Here is a 21882-nt window from a genome sequence, read left to right as displayed (position 1 = left end):
CTTACTTCGGCTCGTCCATCACGCGCGGCACCTCGAAGGTGCCTGCCTTGATCTCGCTGCGCTTGGCTTCCATGGCGGCTTCCGCATCCGCCGGCGCCACGCCCTTGACGAAGACGATGTCGCTGCCGCCCTCCTTCATCAAGCCATAGCTGGTATAGTCGCGACCGGTCGGCTTGCCGGCGGCGACATCGGCCAGCGCGGCGTTGAGGATCGGGCGGAAGTTCCACAGCGCATTGGCAAACACCGTATCCGGGTAACGCGGCGTGTAGTCGATCAGCGACCCCACCGACTTGATGCCGCGCTCCTTGGCGGCATCAGCGGTGCCGATGCGTTCGCCGAACAGGATATCGGCGCCGGCATCGATCTGGGCAAGACCGGCCTCGCGCGCCTTCGGCGGATCGAAGAAGGTGCCGATGAAGGTGACCAGATGCTTGGCATCCGGGTTCACCGCCTTCACGCCGAGCGCAAAGGCGTTGATCAGCATGTTGACTTCGGGGATTGGCATGGCGCCGACCGAGCCGACGACATTGGTCTTGGTCATCTTGCCGGCCAGCATGCCGGCAAGGTAGGCGCCGTCGAAGTTCCAGGTGCCGAAGACCCCGAAATTCTCGCCGGCCTCCTTGCCGCTTGAGCCCATGACGAAGGCCGTGTCCGGATAGTCCATCGCGACCTCGCGCGCCTGCTTCTCCACCGGAAAGGTTTCGCCGATGACAAGCTTGGCGCCCTGCTCGGCATATTCCCGCATGGCGCGAGGATAATCGGTGCCGGAAACACCTTCGGAGAAGACATACTCGATCGCACCCTCGGAGGCCGCTTCCTGCAGCGCCTTGTGGAGCACGGAGTTCCAAGCATTCTCGACCGGCGAGCCATGGATGCCCGCCACCTTGACCGGTGTGGCGGCGCGAACGGATGGAATGAAAGTGGAAGCGCCGAGCGCGAGGCCGGAGGCCAGAACGGTGCGCCGGGACATCATAAGCTTGCTGGTCATTTGATCTGTTCCCCAGTTTTTACCAACTGGTGAAAATTGTTAGTGGCCGCCTAATTTGAAGTCAAGGATGCGCCGTGCCCACCAAATAAGCGAAGAGCCTTTATAAACATGATCTTCGGCGCAGCCTGCCTGCGCCCGGGCATCAGCCGGTTTTGCGCCGTTTGCCCAGTGCTTCGCTCTCCGGCGGCGCGAAGACACGGAACTGATTTCGCCCGCCGGCCTTGGCGGCGTAGAGCGCCACATCCGCATTCTTGACCAGCCTCTCCGGACCCGAACCATCGCCGAATGCAAGGCCGACCGAAGCGCCGATCTCCACGCTTGCCTCGCCGATTGTGATCGTCCGCCGCAGGTCGTCGACGATCTTCTGCGCCAGGCGTCGGACCGCATGGGCCTCGCTTTTCTGCTCGATGATCACCGCGAATTCGTCGCCGCCGATCCGCGCCACGAGAGACCGGTCCTGAACGAGGCCTTCGAGGCGCTGCGCCGTCTCCTTCAGGCAGTCGTCACCGACCGCATGTCCGAACGTATCGTTCAGCAGCTTGAACCCATCGAGGTCGATCAACAGGAGACAGAGCCCGTCCTCCCGGCGGTCGAGCATGGCGAGCCGCTCCTGAAACGTGGACCTGTTGGCGAGACCCGTCATCACGTCATGGGCGGCGAGATAGCGAATGTGATCGACGGCAATCTTTTCGTCGGTAATGTCCTGCTTTGTTCCGAAGATGCGCCTGACGCTGCCGGCTTCCGTCTCCGCCGTCGCCGTGATGCGGATCCAGCGGTGATCCCCCATGCGCGTGACGATCTCCGCATCGAAGGAAAAGCCCGTGCCCTCGGCGATCGCCGCGCTCCGCAGGCGTTCGAGCTCGATCAGGGACGCCGGCTTGTAGTGGCCGGCGATGTCGTTGCGCTCCAGCCGCGCGCCGCGCGGCAGGCCGAAGATGTCATAGACCCCGTCCGACCATTCGAGCCGGTTTTCAGGCAGGGTGCATTCCCAAACGCCCATGCGCGCCAGCGTCAGGGCGCGGACGAATGTCTGCTTCTGATGACTGAGGACCGATTGCGTCTCGGCGATATCCAAGGTCCGCGCCGAAAGCTCCAGACGCAGGCGGGCGATCTCGGCATGGCAGGCCTCAAGGCTCAGCGTCGCCACCGACTGAGGCCTCGAAAGACAGAATGCGCGGTCACCGCCCTGCGCGTCTTCGCCAGCCTGTGCACCCATGAACCTCGGCCCCTCGATCATCCGGAGGCCCGCACCATGCCTGACGCACGTTAAAACTATGTAATCTCTGACTTTCTAAAACGACCGGTCGTTCCTTGACCGCAGAGGGCGGGCAAGGACCTTGCCGACGGCGGTCGCGCAGAGCGCCAGCGAGACGGCGCCGGCATCGCGATGGCCGAGGCTGCGCGCCGCAATCGGCCGCGCCCGGCCGAGCCTGGGGGTGAGCGATGCAGTCGCCACCGCCGCCGCCTCCGCCGCCTGCGCGGCCTTGGCCCAGGCCTCATCGAGCGGCTGGCCAGCGCTTGCCTCCCGCTCCAGCGTTTCGACAAAGGGCACCAGCGCATCGACCAGCGTCTTGTCGCCTGGCCGCGCGCCGCCCAGACGCATGACGGCCTCCAACGCCTGGCGCGCCCCATCCGCCACGGCTGCCGGCTCCGGCGCCGCCTCGTCCGAAAGCGCGTTGCTCCAGGCGCGCAGCATCAGGCCCCAGAGCGCACCGGAGGTCCCCCCGGCCCGGTCCGCCCAGGCATCGCCCGCCATCGCCAGAACGCTTCTCGCGCCGGCACCGGCCGAAAGCGCGGCGCGCGCGGCGTCGCGGGCCGCAGACGAGCCACGCGCCATGCCCTGCCCATGGTCGCCATCGCCGGCCTGGGCATCGAGGCGACCGAGCGCCTCTTCCGCAACCGAAAGGGCCGCAGCGAGCGCGCCGATGAGTGCGACGATCCGGCGGCCTGCCTGACGACCGGCCTCGCTCGAAGGCGGCAGCGTCAGGTCCGCCTCAGCCTCGTCCACGATCTCGTCCGCGAGGCGATGCCCCTCACGCCGCGTCAGCACGGCCGTTTCGCAGGGCGCGCGCCAGAGCCGTTCCAGTGCCTCGTCGAGCCAGAGCAGGGTCAGGGAGCAGCCCTGCATATCGAGGCTGGTGACATATTCTCCGACCTCGGGAAGCACGACTTCCAGCCCAGCCGATTCAAGCCGCGCGGAGACATGCGTCCAGAGACCGAAGAGCTCTTCATATTTCGTGGCGCCGAGCCCGTTAAGAACGGCCGCAACCTTGCGCGTTCCATCCGGACGCTCCGCCAGCAGCCGATCGACCAGAAGAGCGGCGAGGTCGCGCGCCGGCACCAGCGCCTGCTCGGCAATGCCGGGCTCGCCGTGAATGCCAAGGCCCAGCGCCATCCGGCCCTTCTCGACGGAGAAGAGCGGCCCGGCGGCACCGGGAAGCGTGCAGCCGCCAAAGGCCACCCCGAAGGAGACAGTGCGTCGATTAGCATGCTTGGCCAGGGCTTCCACCGCGTCGAGGTCCCGGCCCTCTTCCGCCGCGGCACCTGCCAGTTTGAAGACGACGAGATCGCCGGCAATGCCGCGGCGACGCAGATGCTCTTCCGGGCTGGCGCTGGCCACATCGTCGGTCACCGGCAGCACCCGCACGTCGATCCCCTCCGCACGCAGCCGTTCCGCCGCCAGCCCGAAATTCAGGACGTCGCCCGCATAATTGCCATAGCCGAGCAGGATGCCGGCCTTGCGCTCCGCCAGCCGGCAGATCCGCGCGACGGCGGCGGTGGAGGGCGAGGCGAACACATCGCCCGCAACCGCCGCATCCGCCATGCCTTCGCCGACATAGCCGGCAAAAGCCGGGTAATGACCGGACCCTCCCCCGACGACGAGCGCCACCTTCCGTGCCGCCCGCGGCGTCGACCGCAGAACCCCACCGGGCACGGCCTTGACATAACGGCCGTAGATCGCGGCATAGCCGCGCAGCGCGTCCTGCGCGAAATGCTCGGGTCTGTCGAAAATCGTCGTCATGGCTCCCTCCCCTGCTGCAAGAAACGAGCCGTAAACCGCGCGCGACGCTCTGTCCACCGGGCAGAGGCGGGTTGGAAAGCGTCGCTGAACCAAGTTGAGCGGCTGAATCGCAGGGCACGAAGCGTGCCTCTTCGCGATCGACAGCTGGCAGAGCTTACGGCTTGATCGCAATCCCCGCTTCATGCGCGGCGGCGATAAAGGCGAGCCGTGCGGTTTCGGCCGAGGCCTTGCCCTTCATCGCCGCTTCCAGCGTCAGAAGGGCCGCATCGAGCGCCTCGCCCTCCTCCAGCGGCCAATCCTCGATCAATGCCCAGGATGCCTCCTGGGTGTTGCGAATGGTGGCAAACCCGCCATCCTCCCCGATCGCCAGCGTCACCGCCTTGTTCCAGTCCCCACTCACACCACACCCTCCGGCCGATCCCTTGGTCACAAGGTCTGGAATAGGGGAAGTTCACCGTCGGGTGCAAGGAGGGAGAAGCCGGTGCAGGCAAGCAGCATGGCGACGTCGCGATCTGATGCGCCCGCTTCCGTGGCTCGTGTTACCCCAGCAAAAACGCCCGGAAGTCGTTGACATTGGTGCCGGTTGGGCCGGGTTCGAACAGGTCGCCGGAGAGGGAGAAGGCGGTCCAGGCGTCGTGGGCGGCGAGGAGGGCGCGGGGTTGGTGACCGTGGGAACGGATCCGCGCCGCGGTCCGGCCGTCGCAGAAGGCACCGGCATTGCTTTCGGATCCGTCGATCCCGTCCGTATCGGCGGAAAGCGCGGTGATGCCGGCGGTACCGTCGAGATCGAGCGCGGCGGAGAGCAGGAACTCGGTGTTTCGACCGCCCTTTCCGGCACCGTTCGCGCCGATCGTCACCGTCGTTTCACCGCCCGAAAGCAGGACCATCGGCGCGTCGCCCGCCCTGCGGCCCGCCTGGAACTCGATCGAGAGCGCCGCATGCATTCGCCCGATGTCGCGCGCCTCTCCCTCGATCCTGTCGGAGAGGATCAACGGCGTGACCCCCGCCTCCCTGCTCGCCGATGCCGCCGCCTGCAGCGAGAGGCGGGCCGAGGCGATGACGTGGGATTCGTGCCCGGCGAAAGTCGGGTCTTCAGGGCGTGGTGTTTCGCTGCGGGCGATGTAGTCGAGAAGGGTCTGCGGAAGGGTAATGCGATAGTCTCGAATGGCGCGCAGCGCCTCCTCGCGCCCGGCGGCATCCGGAATGGTCGGACCGGAGGCCACATAGGCCGGATTGTCGCCCGGCACATCGGAGACGACGAGGCTGACGAGACGCGCCGGGGAAGCCAGCGCGGCGAGCCGGCCGCCCTTGATCATCGAGACATGCTTGCGCACCACATTCATGGCCGAGATCGGCGCGCCGGAGGCAAGCAGGGCCTCGTTGAGCGCCACCTCGTCGGCAAGGCCGAAGCCCGGTGGAGGCGCGGGCAGAAGGGCGGAGCCGCCGCCGGAGATCAGCGCGACCACCAGATCCTCCGGTGTCAGCCCCTGCACGGCCGTCATCAGCGCCTGCGCCGCGCTGAGGCCGGCCTGGTCCGGAACCGGGTGGGCGGATTGCAGCACCCGGATGCGATCGCACGCGGCGATCGGGCCGTGGCGGGCGACCACCACGCCGTCGAGCGGCCCATCCCACAGGCTCTCGAAGGCCTGAGCCATCTGGCTCGCCGCCTTGCCCGCTCCGATCACCACCGTGCGGCCGGCGGGCCGCGCGGGCAAATGGGCGCGGATCGCCTCCAGCGGGTCGGCCGCGCGCACGGCTTGCGTGAAAAGCGCGGCGAGAAAGCCGCGCGGGTTATCGAGCGGCATCACAGCATCACCTTTCTGCGCGCACCGGCCCTCGCTCTGCGTTCACGCGGATGATCCGCCCCGCACATCGGCTCAGCGGACTTCGGAACGGGCGCGCGGACGACGGTCATTGCGTTCCTCGGCAAAGAGTGCGGCGGGCAGAGGATCGAGGCCGCGGATGAGATCGGCGCCCTTCTCGCCGACCATGATGGTGGGAGCATTGGTGTTGCAGGAGGGAACGCGCGGCATGACGGAGGAGTCGCAAACCCGGAGCCCCTGAAGTCCGCGCACCCGCAGGTCGAGCCCGACCACGGCATCGGGGCCTGTGCCCATGCGGCAGGTGCCGACAGGATGGTGATCGGTCTTGGCATTGGCGCAGCCATAGTCGAACAGTTCGGCCTCCGTGCGCACCGCCGGTCCGGGCAGCCGCTCGGCGAGGATATAGGGCTTGAGCGCCGCCTGCTCGAAAATCTCGCGGGCGATCCGCAACCCTTCGAGCGACATGGTCCGATCATGCGGATCCGACCAGTAATTGGGGTCGATGAGCGGAGCGGCGGCCGGGTCGGAGGAGGAAAGCCGGACGGTGCCGCGCGACCGTGGGTGAAGATAGGCCGAGTTCAGGGTCACGCCGGCATTCTTGAGCTTCTCGACGCCCGCTTCGATCCCCGAGCCGAGACCAAGGTGGAACTGGATATCCGGAGAGCGCGCCTGCGGATCGGCATACCAGAAGCCGCCGGTCTCGAAGAGGGACGAGGCGACGGGGCCGGTGCGGAACAACACATATTCGAGCCCGGCCCACAGCGTGCGGTGCAGCTTGGCCACGCCGTCATAGGTGTGGTCGCCGGTGCATTCGGCAATGACGAACAGGTCGAGATGATCCTGCAGATTGCCGCCGACGCCCGGCAGATCGTGCGCCACGGGAACGCCGACGGAGCGAAGATGATCGGCCGGGCCGATGCCGGATTGCAGCAGCAGCTTCGGCGAGCCGATTGCCCCCGAGGTGACCAGCACCTCGCGCGCGCAGCGCAGGATCTCGCTGCCACGGCTGGTGGCGATCTCGACACCGACGGCCGTCGTTCCTTCGAGGATAATGCGCGAGACCCGCGCCCCCATGCGGATCGTCAGGTTCTTCCGCCCCTTGATCGGCGAGAGATAGGCGAGCGATGCGGAGGAGCGGCGCCGGTTGCGCTGCGTCAGCTGGTAGAAGCCGACGCCGGCCTGCTGGCGCCCGTTGAAATCGTGATTGTAGGGAATGCCCAGTTCCTGGCCGGCCCGGATATAGGCGTCGCAGATCGGCAGCGCCGAGACCGGCATGGACACGCCGAGCGGCCCGCCATAGCCGTGATAATCGTCGGCAAAACGCTGATTGTCCTCGGCGCGCTTGAAATAGGGCAGCACCGAGCGATAGTCCCAGCCTTCGCATCCCTCTTCGCGCGCCCAGAGATCGTAATCGGCGGCATTGCCGCGGGTGTAGAGCTGGGCGTTGATGGAGGAGCCGCCGCCCAGAACCTTGGCCTGGGTGTAGCGCAGCACCCGCCCCTTCATGTGCTTCTGCGGCACGGTCTCCCAGCCCCAGCTCGCCACCCCCTTGGTCATCTTGGCAAAACCGGCCGGCATGTGGAACAGCGGATTCCAGTCTCCGCCGCCGGCTTCGAGCAGCAGCACCGTGACGTCGGGATCCTCGCTCAGCCGGTTGGCGAGAACGCAGCCGGCCGGTCCGGCGCCGGTGATGATGTAGTCATAGGTCATGATCGGTCTGTCCTGTCAGAGGCGCGGAATGGAAAGGCCGCCATCGGCATCGATGACGCTGCCGGTCGCAAAGGCGAAGCTGCCGGAGGCGAGCGCGGCACAGATGCCGCCGATATCGCTGGGCTCGCCCCAGCGGCCGACCGGCACGAGGCCACCGGCGATCAGCGCGTCATATTTGTCCGCCACGCCAGCCGTCATGTCGGTGCGGATGATGCCGGGACGAAGCTCGAAGACCGCGATGCCGCTCGTGGCAAGCCGCAGGGCGAGGCCTTGGGAGAAAGAGGACAGCGCCGCCTTGCTGATGCAATAGTCGAGCCGCTCGGGCGAGCTTGCAGCCGCCGAAACCGAGGTGATGGTGATGATCGAGCGCGGCTCTGCGCCGTCCGCCTCCAGCATCGCCCGCACGACCGCCTGGGTGAAGAACACGGTGCCGCGCAGGTTGATCGCCATGATCGCGTCGAAGTTTTCCGGCGTCAGATCGAGGAAATCGCCGCGCACCAGCGCCGAGATGCCGGCATTGTTGACGAGGCAGTCGATCCGGCCGAAGCGGGCGAGAATGGTGGCGAGGCAGCCGGCATGCGTGTCGAGAGCGCCGAGATCCGCCTGCACATAAAGAGCGTCGGCGCCCGTGGCGCGGATCGCTTCCAGCGCCTCGTCGCGGTCCGGCGCCGGGCCGAGCCCGGTCACGGCGATATCGAAACCGCTTCGCGCCAGCGAAAGCGCGATGCCGAGCCCGATCCCGCGCCGGCCGCCGGTGACGATCGCGACCGGGCGCTTGTCCGTCCCGCTCATGCCGCGATCTCCGTGGCGATGATATGATCGGCGACGCGCAGCGCCTGAGCGGCGATGGTCAGCGCGGGGTTCACGGCGGCCGAGGTCGGCAGGAAGCTCGCATCGACGACGAAGAGGTTCGGATGTTCGAAGGCGCGGCAGAACGTGTCGAGCGGTGCCGTCGCCGGATCGGTGCCCATCCGCACCGTGCCGCATTGATGGGAGGGCGTGCGCTTGTCGAAGGGACGGGAGAGCACGAGCGGGAAGCCGGCCGCCTTGAGCACGGCCTTGAGCTTGGAAACGAGCCGGAGATGCGCATCCCAGTTGGTCCGGTGCCATTGCAGCACGATCCGCTCGCCCTCGACCATGATCCGGCTTTCGGGATGGGGAATATCCTCGCTCATCGCGTAGAAATCGATGGCGCGGTCGGTGATCTGCGCCAGCGCCCATTCCGGAATCTTCGGCAGCGTGCCCTTGAGAACCGGAGCCGAAATGCGCCCGAGAAGCTGGACATTGCCGAGCGGCGGCCCACCCTCGCCGTCGGAAAGGTAGAAATCGTTGAAGCCGATGGTCTTCTGATAGATCGAGGTGTTGCGGTAGCGCGGCGCGATGGCAATGACGGCGGACGAGTTGTGGTTCATGAAATTCCGGCCGACCTGGTCGGAGCCGTTGGCAAGCCCGCGCGGTCGGCGGCCATCGGCCGAACGCAGGAGAAGCACCGCCGATTGCACGGCGCCTGCGGCCAGAATGACGAGCTTGGGGGACATGACGGCGGTTGCGCCGTCATGCTCGTAATGGATGCGCTCGATTGCGCCATTGTCGCCGGCTTCCAGGCGAAGCACCCTGGCGCGGGTCTTCAGCGACACATTGGGATGGCGAAGCGCGATCGACAGGGCGGAGGCCTCGGCATCCATCTTGCCGTCATTGGAATTCGGATGCGCATCCCAGGGCGTCTTGGCCTTGGCGAGCCACCGGTCGATGTCCACCGCCAGAGGCAGCGAGAAGGGGTGCAGGCCCTGCGCCTTTAGCCGCGCCCGCACATCGGCAATCGGCGGCTCGTCGGGGATGGGAGGATAGGCATAGTCGGCCGAATGCGGCGGTTCGCTCGGATCCTCGCCCTGCCGTCCGCGCACGTGATACATGTGCTCGGCCCGGCTGTACCAGGGTTCAAGCTCCTCATAGGGAAAGGGCCAGGCCGGCGAAACGCCCTCCAGATGAGCGAGCTCGGCGAAATCCTCGCGCCGGTAGCGCAGCATGACCGCGCCGAAGAACTTCGAATTGCCGCCGACATTGTAGTAATTGCCCGGGTTGAAGCCGGTGCCGTCGCGCTCGTACCAGGTTTCCTTCGGCCGGAAATGGCCGCGCTGGAAGATGGCGCGCGGATCGCGGTTCTCCGGCCGATCGGGCAGATGGTCGCCGGCCTCGAGGATGAGGATGCGGGCGCCGCTGGCCGCCAGCCCGGCCGCGACCGTGGCGCCGCCGATGCCCGATCCGATGATGACGATGTCTGGCGTCTCGCTCATGGGAATGCTCATGTCGATCTCAGGCGATCCGGCTCTGGCTCTTCGGGTCGAAGAACACCGCCTTGTCGAGATTGAAGGCGAGGCGGGCCATCTGGCCGGCCTGGATGCGGGCATCCGCCCGAAGCCGCGCCACGACCTCCTTGCCGCCAAGCTTGGTGACCGCGAAGGTGTCGGACCCGGCAGGCTCGACCACCTCGATCAGGCAATCGCCCTCGGCGATCATGCGGGCAGTGCGGTCGGCGCCGTCCGGATCGGTCAAGGCCTCGGGGCGGATGCCGAAGACGATCTCGCGTCCTGCATGGGCGGCAAGGCCCTCCTGCGTGGCGGCGACCGGCAGGCGGATCGGCGTGCCGCTCGGCCGCGGCAGGCTGATCGCCAGCCCTTCGGAGGACCGTTCGACGGTGGCGGAGAGCAGGTTCATGGCCGGCGAGCCCATGAAGTCGGCCACGAACATGTTGACCGGGTTGTTGTAGATCTCCGCCGGCGTGCCGAACTGCTGCAGGATGCCATCCTTGAGCACCGCGATCTTGGTGGCGAGCGTCATCGCCTCGATCTGGTCATGCGTCACATAGACGATCGTGGTCCTCATGCGCTGGTGCAGGCGCTTGATCTCGGTGCGCATGTCGACCCGCAGCTTGGCATCGAGGTTGGAGAGCGGCTCGTCGAACAGGAAGACCTGCGGATTGCGCACCAGCGCCCGGCCCATGGCAACACGCTGGCGCTGGCCGCCGGAAAGCTGGCTCGGCTTGCGGTCGAGCAGATGGCCGATCTGCAGGATCTCCGAGACCTGCTTGATCGCCTTCTCCCGCTCCTCCTTCGGAACCTTGCGGATTTCCATGCCGAAGGCGATGTTTCCCGCCACCGTCATGTTCGGATAGAGCGCATAGGACTGGAAGACCATGGCGATATCGCGCTGCGAGGGTGGAAGCGAGGCGACATTGCGGCCATTGATCGAAATCTCGCCGGAGGTGATCGGCTCCAGTCCGGCGATCGTGTTCAGAAGCGTGGACTTGCCGCAGCCGGACGGGCCGACCAGCACCAGGAAGCCGCCTTCCTCGATCTCCAGATTGATATCCTTCAGGATCTCGAGCGCGCCATAGGATTTGCGCAAATGGGAGATGGTCAGGAACGACATGGCTTATCCTTTCACGGCGCCCGACATCAGCCCGCGCACGAAGTAGCGACCGGAGACGATGTAGACGATGAGGGTGGGCAGGGCGGCGAGGATCGCGCCGGCGAAATGGACATTGTATTCCTTCACGCCGGTCGAGGAGGAGACGAGGTTGTTGAGCGCCACCGTCATCGGCGTGGAATAGGGGCCGGAGAAGGAGGCCCCGAACAGGAAGTCGTTCCAGATATTGGTGAACTGCCAGATGACCGAGACGACGATGATCGGTCCCGAGGACGGCAGCAGAATGCGGCGGAAAATCTGGAAGAAGCTTGCCCCGTCGATCTGCGCGGCGCGCACCAGCTCGGTCGGGAAGTTCTCGTAATAGTTCCGGAAATAGAGCGTGGTGAAACCGAGGCCGTAGATTACGTGGACGAGGATCAGCCCCCAGATGCTGCCTGCCAGTCCCAGGACGCCGAGGATGCGTGCCATGGGGATCAGCACGATCTGGAACGGGATGAAGCAGGACAATAGCAGCATGCCGAAGAAGACGTTCGAGCCGCGGAACTGCCACTTGGTCAGTACATAGCCGTTCAGCGCACCGACGATGGTCGAGATCGCGACAGCCGGGATGACCATCAGGATCGAGTTCAGGAAGAAGGGCTTGAGCCCGGTCGGCTGCACGCCGATCTGCGCCGTCGACCAGGCCGAGAGCCAGGGGTCGATCGTCCAGACCTGAGGCAGGTTGAGCATGCCGCCCTGGCGGATCTCCTCCAGCGGCTTGAAGGAATTGACCAGCATCACATAGAGCGGCAGCAGATAGTAGATCGCGAACAGGATCAGCGCCGTATAGATCAGCGCGCGCACCAGGATCCCGTGCGAGAGAGCATTTTCGGGCGAAGCTCCGGCGCTCATCAGCGTTTTCCTCCGCGGACTTCGGAATAGAGGTAGGGAATGATGATCGAGAAGATCATGACGAGCATGATGATCGCCGAGGAGGCGCCGATGCCCATGGAATTGCGGGTGAAGGTGTAGGAATACATGAAGGTGGCCGGCAGCTCGGTCGCCTGCCCCGGTCCGCCGCCGGTCAGCGCCACCACCAGGTCGTAGGCCTTGATGGCGAGATGGGCGAGCACGACGAAGGCGGAGAGGAAGACCGGCCGCATCAGGGGAATGATGATCCGGCGATAGATCGTCACCGGCGAGGCGCCGTCGATCTGCGCCGCCTTGATCATCTCGTTGTCGACGCCGCGCAGGCCCGCCAGGAACATGGCCATGACGAAGCCGGAGGACTGCCAGACCGCGGCGATGACGACGCAGTAGATCGCCATCTGGCTGTCCTTGATCCAGGTGAAGCTGAAGCTTTCCCAGCCCCAGAGCCGCATGGTGTTCTGCAGGCCGATGCCGGGATCCAGAAACCACTTCCAGGCCGTGCCGGTGACGATGAAGGACAGCGCCATCGGATAGAGGTAGATCGGCCGGAGAAGACCCTCGCCGCGGATCTTCTGGTCGAGCAGGATGGCGAGCACGAGGCCCAGCACCGAGCAGATGATGATGTAGAGCGAGGCGAAGATCGCCAGATTGGTGATCGCCCGCCACCAGTGCGGCAGCGCCCAGAGCTTGGCGTAGTTGGTTAGCCCGATGACGTTGTAGGAGGGCAGCATCTTGCTGTCGGTCAGCGACAGGAAGCCGGTATAGGCGATGAACCCATAGACGAAAATGACGACGATGACGAAGCTCGGCGCCAGAACGAGCTTTGGCAACAGATCCTGCAGCCGGCTGCGACTTTCCATGAGGGGTCACCAGAATTGACGAGGAACGGAGGGGACGAAACCTTCCGCACCGATGAACGGGCAAAGGCAGGGGCGCCGGGCGGCAAGACCTGTCCGCCGCCCGCCGGCACCCTCCGCAAGGAAGGATGACGGGGACGCGGACCGGAGATCATGCCGTCCGGCTGTGGTCGTTACTGCGCGGCGGCCACGGCGGCGGGCAGTTCCTTTACGGCGTCTTCCGGCGACAGGTCGCCGTTGAAGGCGCGGGTGACGACGTCGTAGATGGCGTTCTTCACCGCGGCCGGGTTGGCATGGCCGTGCGCCATGGAACCGAAGAGCTTGCCGTTCTTGTCGGCATCCGCGAGATCGGCGATCGCCTTCTTGCCGCAATCATCGAAGGCTTCGTTGGAGACGTCGGTGCGGGCCGGCGCCGAACCCTTGACCACGTTGAAGGCCGACTGGAAGGTCGGGCTTTCGATCGCAGCCGCCATTTCACGCTGAGCTGCTTCCTTGTCGGCCGCCACCTTGAACATGACGAACTGGTCGGAGTTGAAGGTGACCGCACCTTGGGTCTCCGGGTAGCGCATGCAGACGAAGTCGGCGCCCGGCTTCTTGCCGGCCTTGATGAACTCGCCCTTCGCCCAGTCCCCCATGAACTGCAGCCCGGCCTTGCCCTCGATCACCATGGCGGAGGCGAGGTTCCAGTCGCGGCCGGAGAAATTGTCGTCCACATAGGTGCGCAGCTTGGCGAGCCGCTCGAAGGCGGTCTTCATCTTGTCGCCGCCGAGTGCCGCCGGATCGAGATCGATAAAGGCCTGCTTGTAGAAATCGGTGCCGAGCGACAGCACGACGGCATCGAACAGCGTCGCATCCTGCCAGGGCTGGCCGCCCGCGGCGATCGGGATGATGCCCTGGGCCTTGAAGTTGTCGAGCAGCGCAACGAGCTCGTCCCAGTTCTGCGGCTCCTTGCCGCCGGCCTTGTCGAGCGCGGCCTTGTTGATCCAGACCCAGTTGGTGGAATGGACATTGACGGGAGCGGCGATCCAGTGGCCGTCATATTTGGAGAACTTCTGCAGGGCGGCGGGGATCACCTTGTCCCAGCCTTCCTTGGAGGCGACGTCGTCGAGATTGCCGAGCGAGCCTTCCTTGGCCCAGTCGAGAATATCGAAGCCGAGCATCTGCACGGCGGTCGGCGCATTGCCGGAGGTGACGCGGGCGCGCAGCACCGTCATGGCTTCCGTACCGCCGCCGCCAGCCACCGGCATGTCGGTCCAGGAAATGTTCTTGGTTTCGAGATCCTTCTTCAGGACATCGAGAGCGGCGGCCTCGCCACCCGAGGTCCACCAGTGCAGGACCTCGACATTTTCGGCCGCCCGCGCCAGGCCCGCGGAGAGCAGGCCGGCGGTCATCGTCACGGCAAGCGCCGTGGTCGTCAGAAACTTGCGCATATGTTCCTCCCATGTTGCAAGTTGCCAAGGCAGGACTGATCCCGCCCCTTTTCAAGCGCCCTCCTCAGGCGCTGTCCCGTGCCGGCCTCCTCAGGCCAGCCTTTCCGTCTGCGGCATCCACCAGCTGGTGCGGCCGCCGATATGCATGTTGAGCGTCTTCGTCTCCGTGTAGTCCTCCACCGCGTGGCGACCGAGCTCGCGGCCCAGACCCGACTGCTTGTAGCCGCCGAAGGGCAGCTCCGAGGCGCCATCCATGAAGGTGTTCATCCAGATGGTGCCGGCCCTGACCCGCCGGCCGATCGTCAGGCAGGTGTCGAAATCGCGGCTCCACACCCCGGCCGAAAGCCCGTAATCGACCGCATTGGCGATCTCGATCGCCTCTGCCGTCGTCTCGAAGGTCAGCACCGAGAGAACCGGGCCGAAAACCTCCTCGCGCGCCACCGGCATGTCCGGCGTCACGCCGGACAGGATGGTGGGAGCCATGAACTGGCCGCGGCCGAGATCAAGTGCGGCCCCGCCATGGGCAATGTCGGCGCCCTTGTCCGCTGCCGCGGACACATAGCCGGTGATCTTGTCGAGATGCTGCGGCGTGATGATCGCGCCGACCTGCGTCTGCGGATCGAGCGGATCGCCGACACGCACCTTTGCCGAGAGAGCGGCGATGCGGCGGACCACCTCGTCGGCGAGGCTCGTGTGCAGGATCAGCCGCGAACCGGCATTGCAGCATTCGCCGGCGTTGAAGTAGGCGCCGAACACGGCCGCGTCGATAAAGCTGTCGAGATCGGCATCGGGAAACACGATCTGCGGGTTCTTGCCGCCGAGCTCCAGCGAGACCTTCTTTAGCGTCTGCGCCGCATTCGCCATGGTCAGCTTGCCGACGCTGGTGGAACCGGTGAAGGACACCATGTCGACGTCGGGATGCGATGTCATCACCGCGCCGACTTCGGCTCCCGTTCCCGTGACGATGTTGACGACGCCGGCGGGCACGCCGGCTTCCTCGAGGATTTCGCCAAGCACCAGGGTCGAGCCGGAGGACAGTTCCGATGGCTTGACGACGGTGGTGCAGCCGGCAGCGAGCGCGAAAGGCAGCTTCTGGCCGACGATCAGGAAGGGGAAGTTCCAAGGCGTGATGATCGACACCACGCCGATCGCCTCACGCAGCACCACGCCCAGCGTGCCGTCGCCGAGCGTATTGTAGCTTTCGCCATGCAGGTCGCGCGCCAGTGCCGCGGCATAGCGCCAGATATCGACCGACCCGGCAATTTCGCCGCGCACCTGGGAGATCGGCTTGCCGGCCTCCACCGCATCGAGGAAAGCGAGGTCCTCGGCGCGGGCGCTGATGAGATCGGCCGCCTTCAGCAGGATGGCCGACCGTTCGGATGCCGTCATGCGCGGCCAGGGGCCTGTGTCGAAGGCCTTGCGGGCGGCCGCGATGGCGCGCTCGGCATCGGCCCGCGTTCCCGCCTGGAACCGGCTGACGACGACGCCGTGTCCGGGCGCGACCCGCTCGATCGGATCGACGGTGCCTTCGCTCCACCGGCCATCGATCAGCATCTTGAAGTCGCGCGGGCGCTGATCCGCCAACGCCTTCGGGTTCACCAGAACCGTCATGACCATTCTCCCTTGAACTGTGCGGGGCGTTTGTCCCGGAATGCGGAAACGCCCTCCTTGAGATCTCCCGTCTTGGCAGCCAGGATCGACCCCAGCGCCTCGACGGCCGTCCCGTTGTCTTCCCCGCTCGCGCTGGCGATCATCAGCTTGACGATTTCGAGCGCTGCGGGCCCGCGCGTTGCGATACGCTGCGCCATCTCCCTGGCCGCGGACACGGCCTCCCCGGTTCCGGCCACCTGGTCGACGAGACCGAGCGCCAGCGCCTCGCGGGCCGTGAAGATTTCGCCGCCGAGCGCCATCCGACGGACGGGCTGTGCGCCGAAGCGCTTGACGAGGCGTTGCGTGCCCGACCAGCCCGGCACCATGCCGAGACCCGTTTCCGGCAGGCCGATCCTGATCTGCTCTTCGGCAATCCGGATGTCGGCAATCCCGGCAAGTTCGAGCCCGCCGCCGAGCGCATGGCCGTTCAGGGCCGCAATCAGCGGCATGCGCAGCGTCGCAAGGCGTTCGAAGACGCGGTGTCCATAGCGCACCCAGCCATGGCCGAACTCTTCCGGGCGCATGCCGCCCCAGGCGGAGATGTCGCCGCCGGCCGAAAAGCCCGGTCCCTCCCCGGTCAGGATCGCGACGCGGATTCGGGCATCCGCCTCGATCCGATCGGCCGCGCCGGCCAGCGCCTTCAGCATGTCGAGATCGAGCGCATTGCGCTTTTCCGGCCTGGACACGGTCAGAACCGCCAGCGCGCCATCGACCTCGATCCGCACCTCTCCGCTAGACATGCGCACCCTCCAGAACCCGCGGCGCCTTGGCCGGAAGCCAAAGGCCCATAAGCGCCTCGTCAAACAGGGCGGCGTCCATCAGCCTGAGATCGGGGGAGACGATGAGCGGGAACTCCGACTGGTCGAGCACCTGCGTCTGCAGGTCGACGCCGGGCGCAATTTCGGTCAGCAGGAGTCCTTCCGGGGTGAGCTTGAGCACGCAGCGCTCGGTGACATAGGTGATGTCCTGCCCCTGCGCGATCGCGCGGGGACCGGAGAAGGTGACATGCTCCACCGCCTCGACCAGCTTCTTCAGCTTGCCTTCCTTCTCGATCACCAGTTTGCCGTTGCTGACCGAAAGTTTGGCGCCGGCGTTGAACATGCCGGAGAAGACGATCTTGCGAGCCCGGGCGGTGATATCGACGAAGCCACCGGCACCGGCGGTCACATGCGGGCGGAAGGACAGGCGGGACACGTTGACCGAACCGTCGCGGCCGATCTCCAGGAAGGACAGCAGCGACGCATCGAAACCGCCGCCCTGGAAATAGGTGAACTGATACGGCGAGGGCATGTAGGCGTCGGCATTGGAGGCACAGCCGAAGGCGAAATCGAGAAGCGGCACACCGCCCACGGCGCCCTGCTCGATCACCCAGGTGACCGCCCCATGCAGCCCTTCCTCAAGAAGGATGCGCGGCACGTTGGCGGAGATGCCGAAGCCGAGATTGACGCAGCTCGCCGCCTGGAGTTCCCTGGCAACCCGCCGCGCGATCACCTTCTGCACGTTGAAGTCCGGCACGGAGAAGCTGTCGAGCGGCCGGAAGATCTCGCCCGAGATCGCCGGGTCATACTCCGTCAGCGTCGTCTGCTTCTGCTCGGGATCGACGATGACGTAATCGACCAGCATGCCGGGAACGCGCACGTCATGCGGCTTCAGCGCCCCCTGCTTGGTGATGCGCTTGACCTGTGCAATGACGATGCCGCCATTGTTGCGCGCCGCAAGCGCCTGGTCGAGCCCGCCGAGCGTCGCGCCCTCGTGCTCATAGGTGAGGTTGCCGTGCTCGTCGGCGGTGGTGGCGCGGATGATCGCGACCTGCGGCACGATGGCCGGGAAGAACAGCCACTCCTCGTTCTCGAACGAGACCCTCTTCACGACAGGCGTTTCGGCGGCCAGCGCGTTCATGGCGCAGCCCTGGCGATCAGGATCGACGAAGGTTTCGAGCCCGACTTTGGTCAGGACGCCGGGCCGCTTCGCCGCCGCCTCACGATGCATGTCGAAGAGAATGCCGGACGGGATGTTGTAGGCGGGAATCTCGTTGCCGGTGATCATCTGCCAGATCAGCGGCGGCTCGGCGGTCGAGGGGCCGGAGGGATAGGATCCGGCGAGGATGCGCTTGAGGAGACCCTTCTTCGCAATATGATCGACGCCCTTGATCCCGCTCATATCGCCGGCGGCGATCGGATGCAGGGTCGTGATCTCGCGCGGGTGACCGGTCTGCGCGAAACGCTCGCCGATGGCTTTGAGCATCAGGTCCGGGCAGCCGAGCCCGCTGGAGGAAGAGACCGAGACGACGGCGCCGTCCGGAATGAGAGCGGCCGCTTCGGCGGGTGTGATATGCTTGCCCATGGTCGCTCTCAAAGCCCTGTTTCAATCGTGACCGCATGGCCCGAACGGGCCGACTGGGCGACGGCAAGCCCGGTTGCCAGCGACCAGATGCCGTCCTCGACGGTGGCGGAGGGCGCACCCCTGCCTGCCATTGCAGCGTGGAAGGCCTCGAGGCCGGCCTCATAGAGATTGCGCGCCTCGAGCGGCAGCGCTTCCTCGCCGGCTGCCGTGCGCAGCATCGCCGTTCCGATCGGTCGCTGTGTCATGACATTGCGGGCGACGAGCGAGCCTTCGGTGCCATGAACCTCGAAGCCGGTTTCGGCGAACTTCGTCGTGAACCCGTCATGGAACTGGGCGATCAGCCCGTCTTCGAACCGCATGACACCCATGACCGCATCTTCGAGCCCGTCCTTGCCGAGGCCGCCGGACTGGGCGAAGGCCGTGACCTCCACAGGGTTTCGGCCGAGCACGAAGCGCAGCGTATCCGTATCGTGCACGGTGATGTCGAGGATGACCCCGCCCCCGGCCTCGGGCTTGTCCAGCCGCCAGCCTTGCAGATGCGGCGGCAGATAGACCGCATGGAACACGCGTGCCGACAGCGGCGTGCCGATGCGGCCCGCGGCCACCGCATCGCGCATCGCAACATGGCTGGCAGCGTTGCGCAGATGGTGGTTGGTGGCAAGCACGACGCCTGCGGCGCGGGCAGCCTGCCGCATGGCGTGCGCGTCATCAAGCGTCAAGGCCAGCGGCTTTTCGCACAGAATGTGCTTGCCGGCCCGCGCCGCGGCAATTGCCTGATCGCGATGCAGCTCGTTCGTGGTCGAGATATAGACGGCATCGAGCTCGGGATCGGCGAGCAGCGTGTCGAGATCCGAGAGGCCGCGGCCGATCCCGTTTTCGGAGGCGTAGCGGGCGGCCCGTTCCCCGCTGCTGCTCATCACGGAAACGACCTCACCGCCCGTTGCCCGGATCGCATCGATCACCCATTCCCGCGCGATCGTGCTTGCGCCGATCAATCCCCAACGGTTCGTCATGCCGAACGCCTTTCCGACTTTGCTCTCGTTTCGCCGCAGCTTTCCCGCACGACCAGTCGCACGGGCGTCACCACGGCTTCCGGCTCCGCCTTGCCGGCATTGATCTGTTTCAAAAGAAGCTGCGCGGCCCGCCGGCCCATGCCCTGCGGATCGACCGCGATGGTTGTCAACGCCGGAACGGACGTGGCCGCCTCGATGACATCGTCGAAGCCGACGATGGCGAAATCGACGCCGGGCTCCAGACGCCGGGCGCGCAGGCCGTCATAGGCGCCGAAGGCGACCGCATCGTTGAAGCAGACGCCGCCGGTCGGCCGATCCTCGACTGCCATGGCCTGCGCCACGGCCCTGGCGCCCTCGGCCCGCGACGGCGCGCAGGGGAAGACAAGGGCGGCATCGAAACCGATCCCCGCCGCAGACAGCCCCTCGCGGTAGCCGGCAAGCCGCTCCTGGAAGATGGCCGTGTCCTCGAACCCGCCGAAGAAGGCGATGCGGCGATGACCGAGCTTGGCGAGATGGGCAACGGCCAGAGAAATCCCGGTGTGATTGTCCGACATCAGGGAGGACATCTTTGCCCCCGGCACCGAGCGGACGACCGCCACAACCGGCAGACCCGCGGACACCACGGCCTTGAAGTCACCGGCGCGCGAGCCCCGGGCGGGCGAGACGACGAGCCCGGAAATCCCGTGCTCACGCATGGAGGCAATGACCTCCGTTTGACGATCGAGACTTTCGCTGGTGTTGGCGAGGAACTGGACGAAGCCCGCGTCCTGCACGACGAGGTCGATCCCGACGGCGAGTTCGGCAAAGAAACTGTTGGTCAGGTCGTTGACGACCACGCCGATGATCCGGGACTTGGCGCTCGACTGACGCAGGTTCGCCGCACCGCGATTATAGACATAGCCCAGCTCGCGCATGACGGCATTGACCTTGGCGCGCGTGCCTTCGTTGACAAGCGGCGAGCCCTGGAGAACGAGCGAGACCGTCGATTTCGACACCCCCGCCTCCCTCGCAATGTCTATGACCGTGACCCGCCCGTTCGCCATGAACTCTCATGCGCCTCCACCTTGCGCTCATCGATATTTGGATCGTTCCAAGATATCAAGCCTTCTTTTTGGTAAGCGGAACTTTTCTACCAATCCGGATCTCGGCAAGAGTGGATACGGGATATGCACCGCATTGCAGCAAAATTCGGACAGTGAGTGCGCGCCGCTTGATCGGCATAAGCAGACCAGATGCGTAAACTGCCGCTTGCAATTTGGATCGATCCAAATTATCCGGTGGACATTTTCTCGGGAGGGTGATCATGACGCAGCGTCTCAATTTGCCAACGGCCGACGGCTCGGTGGAGCCTTACCGCCTTGTGGGAACGCCGATCGCACGACCGGCTACGGTACCGGTGTTCAACCGCATCGCCTATGCGGCGGCGCATGTCGTTTCGGCACCGGAGCGGGACACCGACCCCTGGAACCACCCGGCGATCGATTGGGACACGACGCTTGCCTTCCGCCATCATCTCTGGCGCCTCGGCTTCAAGATCGCCGAAGCCATGGATACCTCGCAGCGCGGCATGGGCCTCGACTGGGCGGGCGCGCAGGAGCTGATTGCCCGCTCGCTCGCCGAAGCGCGCACCGTCGAGGGCGCGGATCTAGCCTGCGGCGCCGGCACGGACCATCTCGACCCGCGCGATGCCCGGACGCTCGACGATGTGATCGCCGCCTACGAAACGCAGCTCGAACACATCGAGAAACATGGCGGCCGCGCGATCCTGATGGCGAGCCGGGCGCTGGCCCGCATCGCCCGCTCGGCCGACGATTACACCACGGTCTATGGCCGCATCCTGTCGCAGACGAAGGACAAGGTGGTTCTGCACTGGCTGGGCGACATGTTCGACCCGCAGCTGCGCGGCTACTGGGGCAGCACGGCGTTCGAACCGGCGCTCGACTGCACCCTGCGGATCATCCGCGAAAACGAGGCCAAGGTCGAAGGCATCAAGATTTCGCTGCTCGAACACGAGAAGGAAATCGCACTGCGCGACCGGCTGCCGGACGGCGTGCTCTGCTTTACCGGGGACGACTTCAACTATGCCGGCCTTATCGAAGGGGACGGCGCGCGCCACAGCCATGCGCTGCTCGGCATCTTCGATGCGGTCGCCCCTGCAGCTTCCAAGGCGTTGGCCGCTCTGGCCGCCGGCGATCGCGCCACGTTCAGGGCCGTGATTGATCCGACCGTGCCTCTCTCCCGCACGATCTTCGAAGCACCGACGCAATATTACAAGGCTGGCGTCGTCTTCCTCGCCTGGTTGAACGGCCACCAGTCCCACTTCATCCTGCCGGGCGGCATGCAATCGGCGCGCGGCATCACCCACTACGCCGAAATCTTCCGCCTGGCCGACCAGGCCAACATCCTCGACCACCCCGACCTCGCCACAACGCGGATGCGCCAGCTTGCTGCCGTCCACGGAATTTCGTGAGGGGGCGGCCGAAGGCGGGGTAGGTGCGGCGCGCTGAGACTGCGCCTCCCCGCATCAGGGATCAAGACGCGGACCGTCGATGCGGTCGGTGAGGGTGGCTGCTGTTTCTGGCATCACCCTTCGGTCGCACAGCGACTTCGAAAACCGATCCACGGCGTCGCGCGAGAGCTTGCAGCAAAGATTTCTCTCGCACCGGCAGAATCTTTAGAAGGAAATTCCTATAAAATTCGTCGAATTTATC

Annotated in this window: 18 protein-coding genes; 1 reads left to right on the top strand and 17 read right to left on the bottom strand. The window is 65.8% G+C overall.

Annotated elements, in window-relative coordinates:
* Position 1 precedes the first annotated feature (1 nt).
* The 17 genes from U8330_RS21735 to U8330_RS21655 form a co-directional block, all read right to left on the bottom strand.
* Positions 2-988: a BMP family protein gene (locus tag U8330_RS21735; RefSeq protein WP_323107667.1), complete on the bottom strand. Its 987-nt coding sequence runs from the start codon at positions 986-988 to the stop codon at positions 2-4.
* A gap of 142 nt (positions 989-1130) precedes the next feature.
* The gene (locus U8330_RS21730) at positions 1131-2135 is read right to left on the bottom strand and encodes a sensor domain-containing diguanylate cyclase (RefSeq protein WP_323107666.1); all 1005 of its coding nucleotides are present in this window, start codon (positions 2133-2135) and stop codon (positions 1131-1133) included.
* A 144-nt stretch (positions 2136-2279) separates the two neighbouring features.
* Positions 2280-4010, bottom strand: coding sequence for a dihydroxyacetone kinase family protein (locus tag U8330_RS21725; protein WP_323107665.1), 1731 nt, complete (start codon positions 4008-4010; stop codon positions 2280-2282).
* A 154-nt stretch (positions 4011-4164) separates the two neighbouring features.
* On the bottom strand, positions 4165-4410 hold the full coding sequence (locus tag U8330_RS21720) for a DUF982 domain-containing protein (RefSeq protein ID WP_323107664.1): 246 nt from the start codon (positions 4408-4410) through the stop codon (positions 4165-4167).
* Between the two features lie 139 nt (positions 4411-4549).
* Positions 4550-5815: a glycerate kinase gene (locus U8330_RS21715; protein WP_323107663.1), complete on the bottom strand. Its 1266-nt coding sequence runs from the start codon at positions 5813-5815 to the stop codon at positions 4550-4552.
* A gap of 72 nt (positions 5816-5887) precedes the next feature.
* The gene (locus U8330_RS21710; protein WP_323107662.1) at positions 5888-7543 is read right to left on the bottom strand and encodes a GMC family oxidoreductase; all 1656 of its coding nucleotides are present in this window, start codon (positions 7541-7543) and stop codon (positions 5888-5890) included.
* Between the two features lie 15 nt (positions 7544-7558).
* Complete coding sequence (locus U8330_RS21705) at positions 7559-8335, bottom strand: 3-ketoacyl-ACP reductase (protein ID WP_323107661.1); 777 nt, start codon at positions 8333-8335, stop codon at positions 7559-7561.
* Positions 8332-9837: a GMC family oxidoreductase gene (locus U8330_RS21700; protein ID WP_323107660.1), complete on the bottom strand. Its 1506-nt coding sequence runs from the start codon at positions 9835-9837 to the stop codon at positions 8332-8334. Before U8330_RS21700 ends, U8330_RS21705 begins: the two co-directional genes overlap by 4 nt.
* A gap of 19 nt (positions 9838-9856) precedes the next feature.
* A complete protein-coding gene (locus tag U8330_RS21695) occupies positions 9857-10972 on the bottom strand; it encodes an ABC transporter ATP-binding protein (protein ID WP_323107659.1) in 1116 nt (371 codons plus the stop codon).
* A 3-nt stretch (positions 10973-10975) separates the two neighbouring features.
* Positions 10976-11860, bottom strand: a complete 885-nt coding sequence (locus tag U8330_RS21690) for a carbohydrate ABC transporter permease (protein ID WP_323107658.1) — start codon at positions 11858-11860, stop codon at positions 10976-10978.
* On the bottom strand, positions 11860-12738 hold the full coding sequence (locus U8330_RS21685) for a sugar ABC transporter permease (protein ID WP_323107657.1): 879 nt from the start codon (positions 12736-12738) through the stop codon (positions 11860-11862). The genes U8330_RS21690 and U8330_RS21685 overlap by 1 nt, the downstream gene beginning before the upstream one ends.
* Before the next feature lie 170 nt (positions 12739-12908).
* The gene (locus U8330_RS21680; protein ID WP_416236952.1) at positions 12909-14165 is read right to left on the bottom strand and encodes an ABC transporter substrate-binding protein; all 1257 of its coding nucleotides are present in this window, start codon (positions 14163-14165) and stop codon (positions 12909-12911) included.
* A gap of 90 nt (positions 14166-14255) precedes the next feature.
* On the bottom strand, positions 14256-15776 hold the full coding sequence (locus U8330_RS21675; protein WP_323107656.1) for an aldehyde dehydrogenase family protein: 1521 nt from the start codon (positions 15774-15776) through the stop codon (positions 14256-14258).
* Entirely contained in the window at positions 15773-16555 is a 783-nt protein-coding gene (locus U8330_RS21670; RefSeq protein WP_323107655.1) for an enoyl-CoA hydratase/isomerase family protein, read from the bottom strand. The genes U8330_RS21675 and U8330_RS21670 overlap by 4 nt, the downstream gene beginning before the upstream one ends.
* Positions 16548-18158: an acyl CoA:acetate/3-ketoacid CoA transferase gene (locus U8330_RS21665; RefSeq protein WP_323107654.1), complete on the bottom strand. Its 1611-nt coding sequence runs from the start codon at positions 18156-18158 to the stop codon at positions 16548-16550. The genes U8330_RS21670 and U8330_RS21665 overlap by 8 nt, the downstream gene beginning before the upstream one ends.
* Before the next feature lie 8 nt (positions 18159-18166).
* Positions 18167-19171, bottom strand: a complete 1005-nt coding sequence (locus U8330_RS21660; RefSeq protein WP_323107653.1) for a Gfo/Idh/MocA family oxidoreductase — start codon at positions 19169-19171, stop codon at positions 18167-18169.
* Entirely contained in the window at positions 19168-20214 is a 1047-nt protein-coding gene (locus U8330_RS21655) for a LacI family DNA-binding transcriptional regulator (protein WP_323107652.1), read from the bottom strand. The genes U8330_RS21660 and U8330_RS21655 overlap by 4 nt, the downstream gene beginning before the upstream one ends.
* Before the next feature lie 260 nt (positions 20215-20474).
* Between U8330_RS21655 and U8330_RS21650 the strand changes: the two genes are divergently transcribed.
* A complete protein-coding gene (locus U8330_RS21650; RefSeq protein ID WP_323107651.1) occupies positions 20475-21641 on the top strand; it encodes a dihydrodipicolinate synthase family protein in 1167 nt (388 codons plus the stop codon).
* Positions 21642-21882: the final 241 nt, after the last annotated feature.

Source organism: Rhizobium sp. CC-YZS058 (genome assembly GCF_034720595.1).
Classification (GTDB): domain Bacteria; phylum Pseudomonadota; class Alphaproteobacteria; order Rhizobiales; family Rhizobiaceae; genus Ferranicluibacter.
Note: the sequence above shows the minus strand (reverse complement) of the source record. Positions and strands in the feature narration are given on the sequence as shown.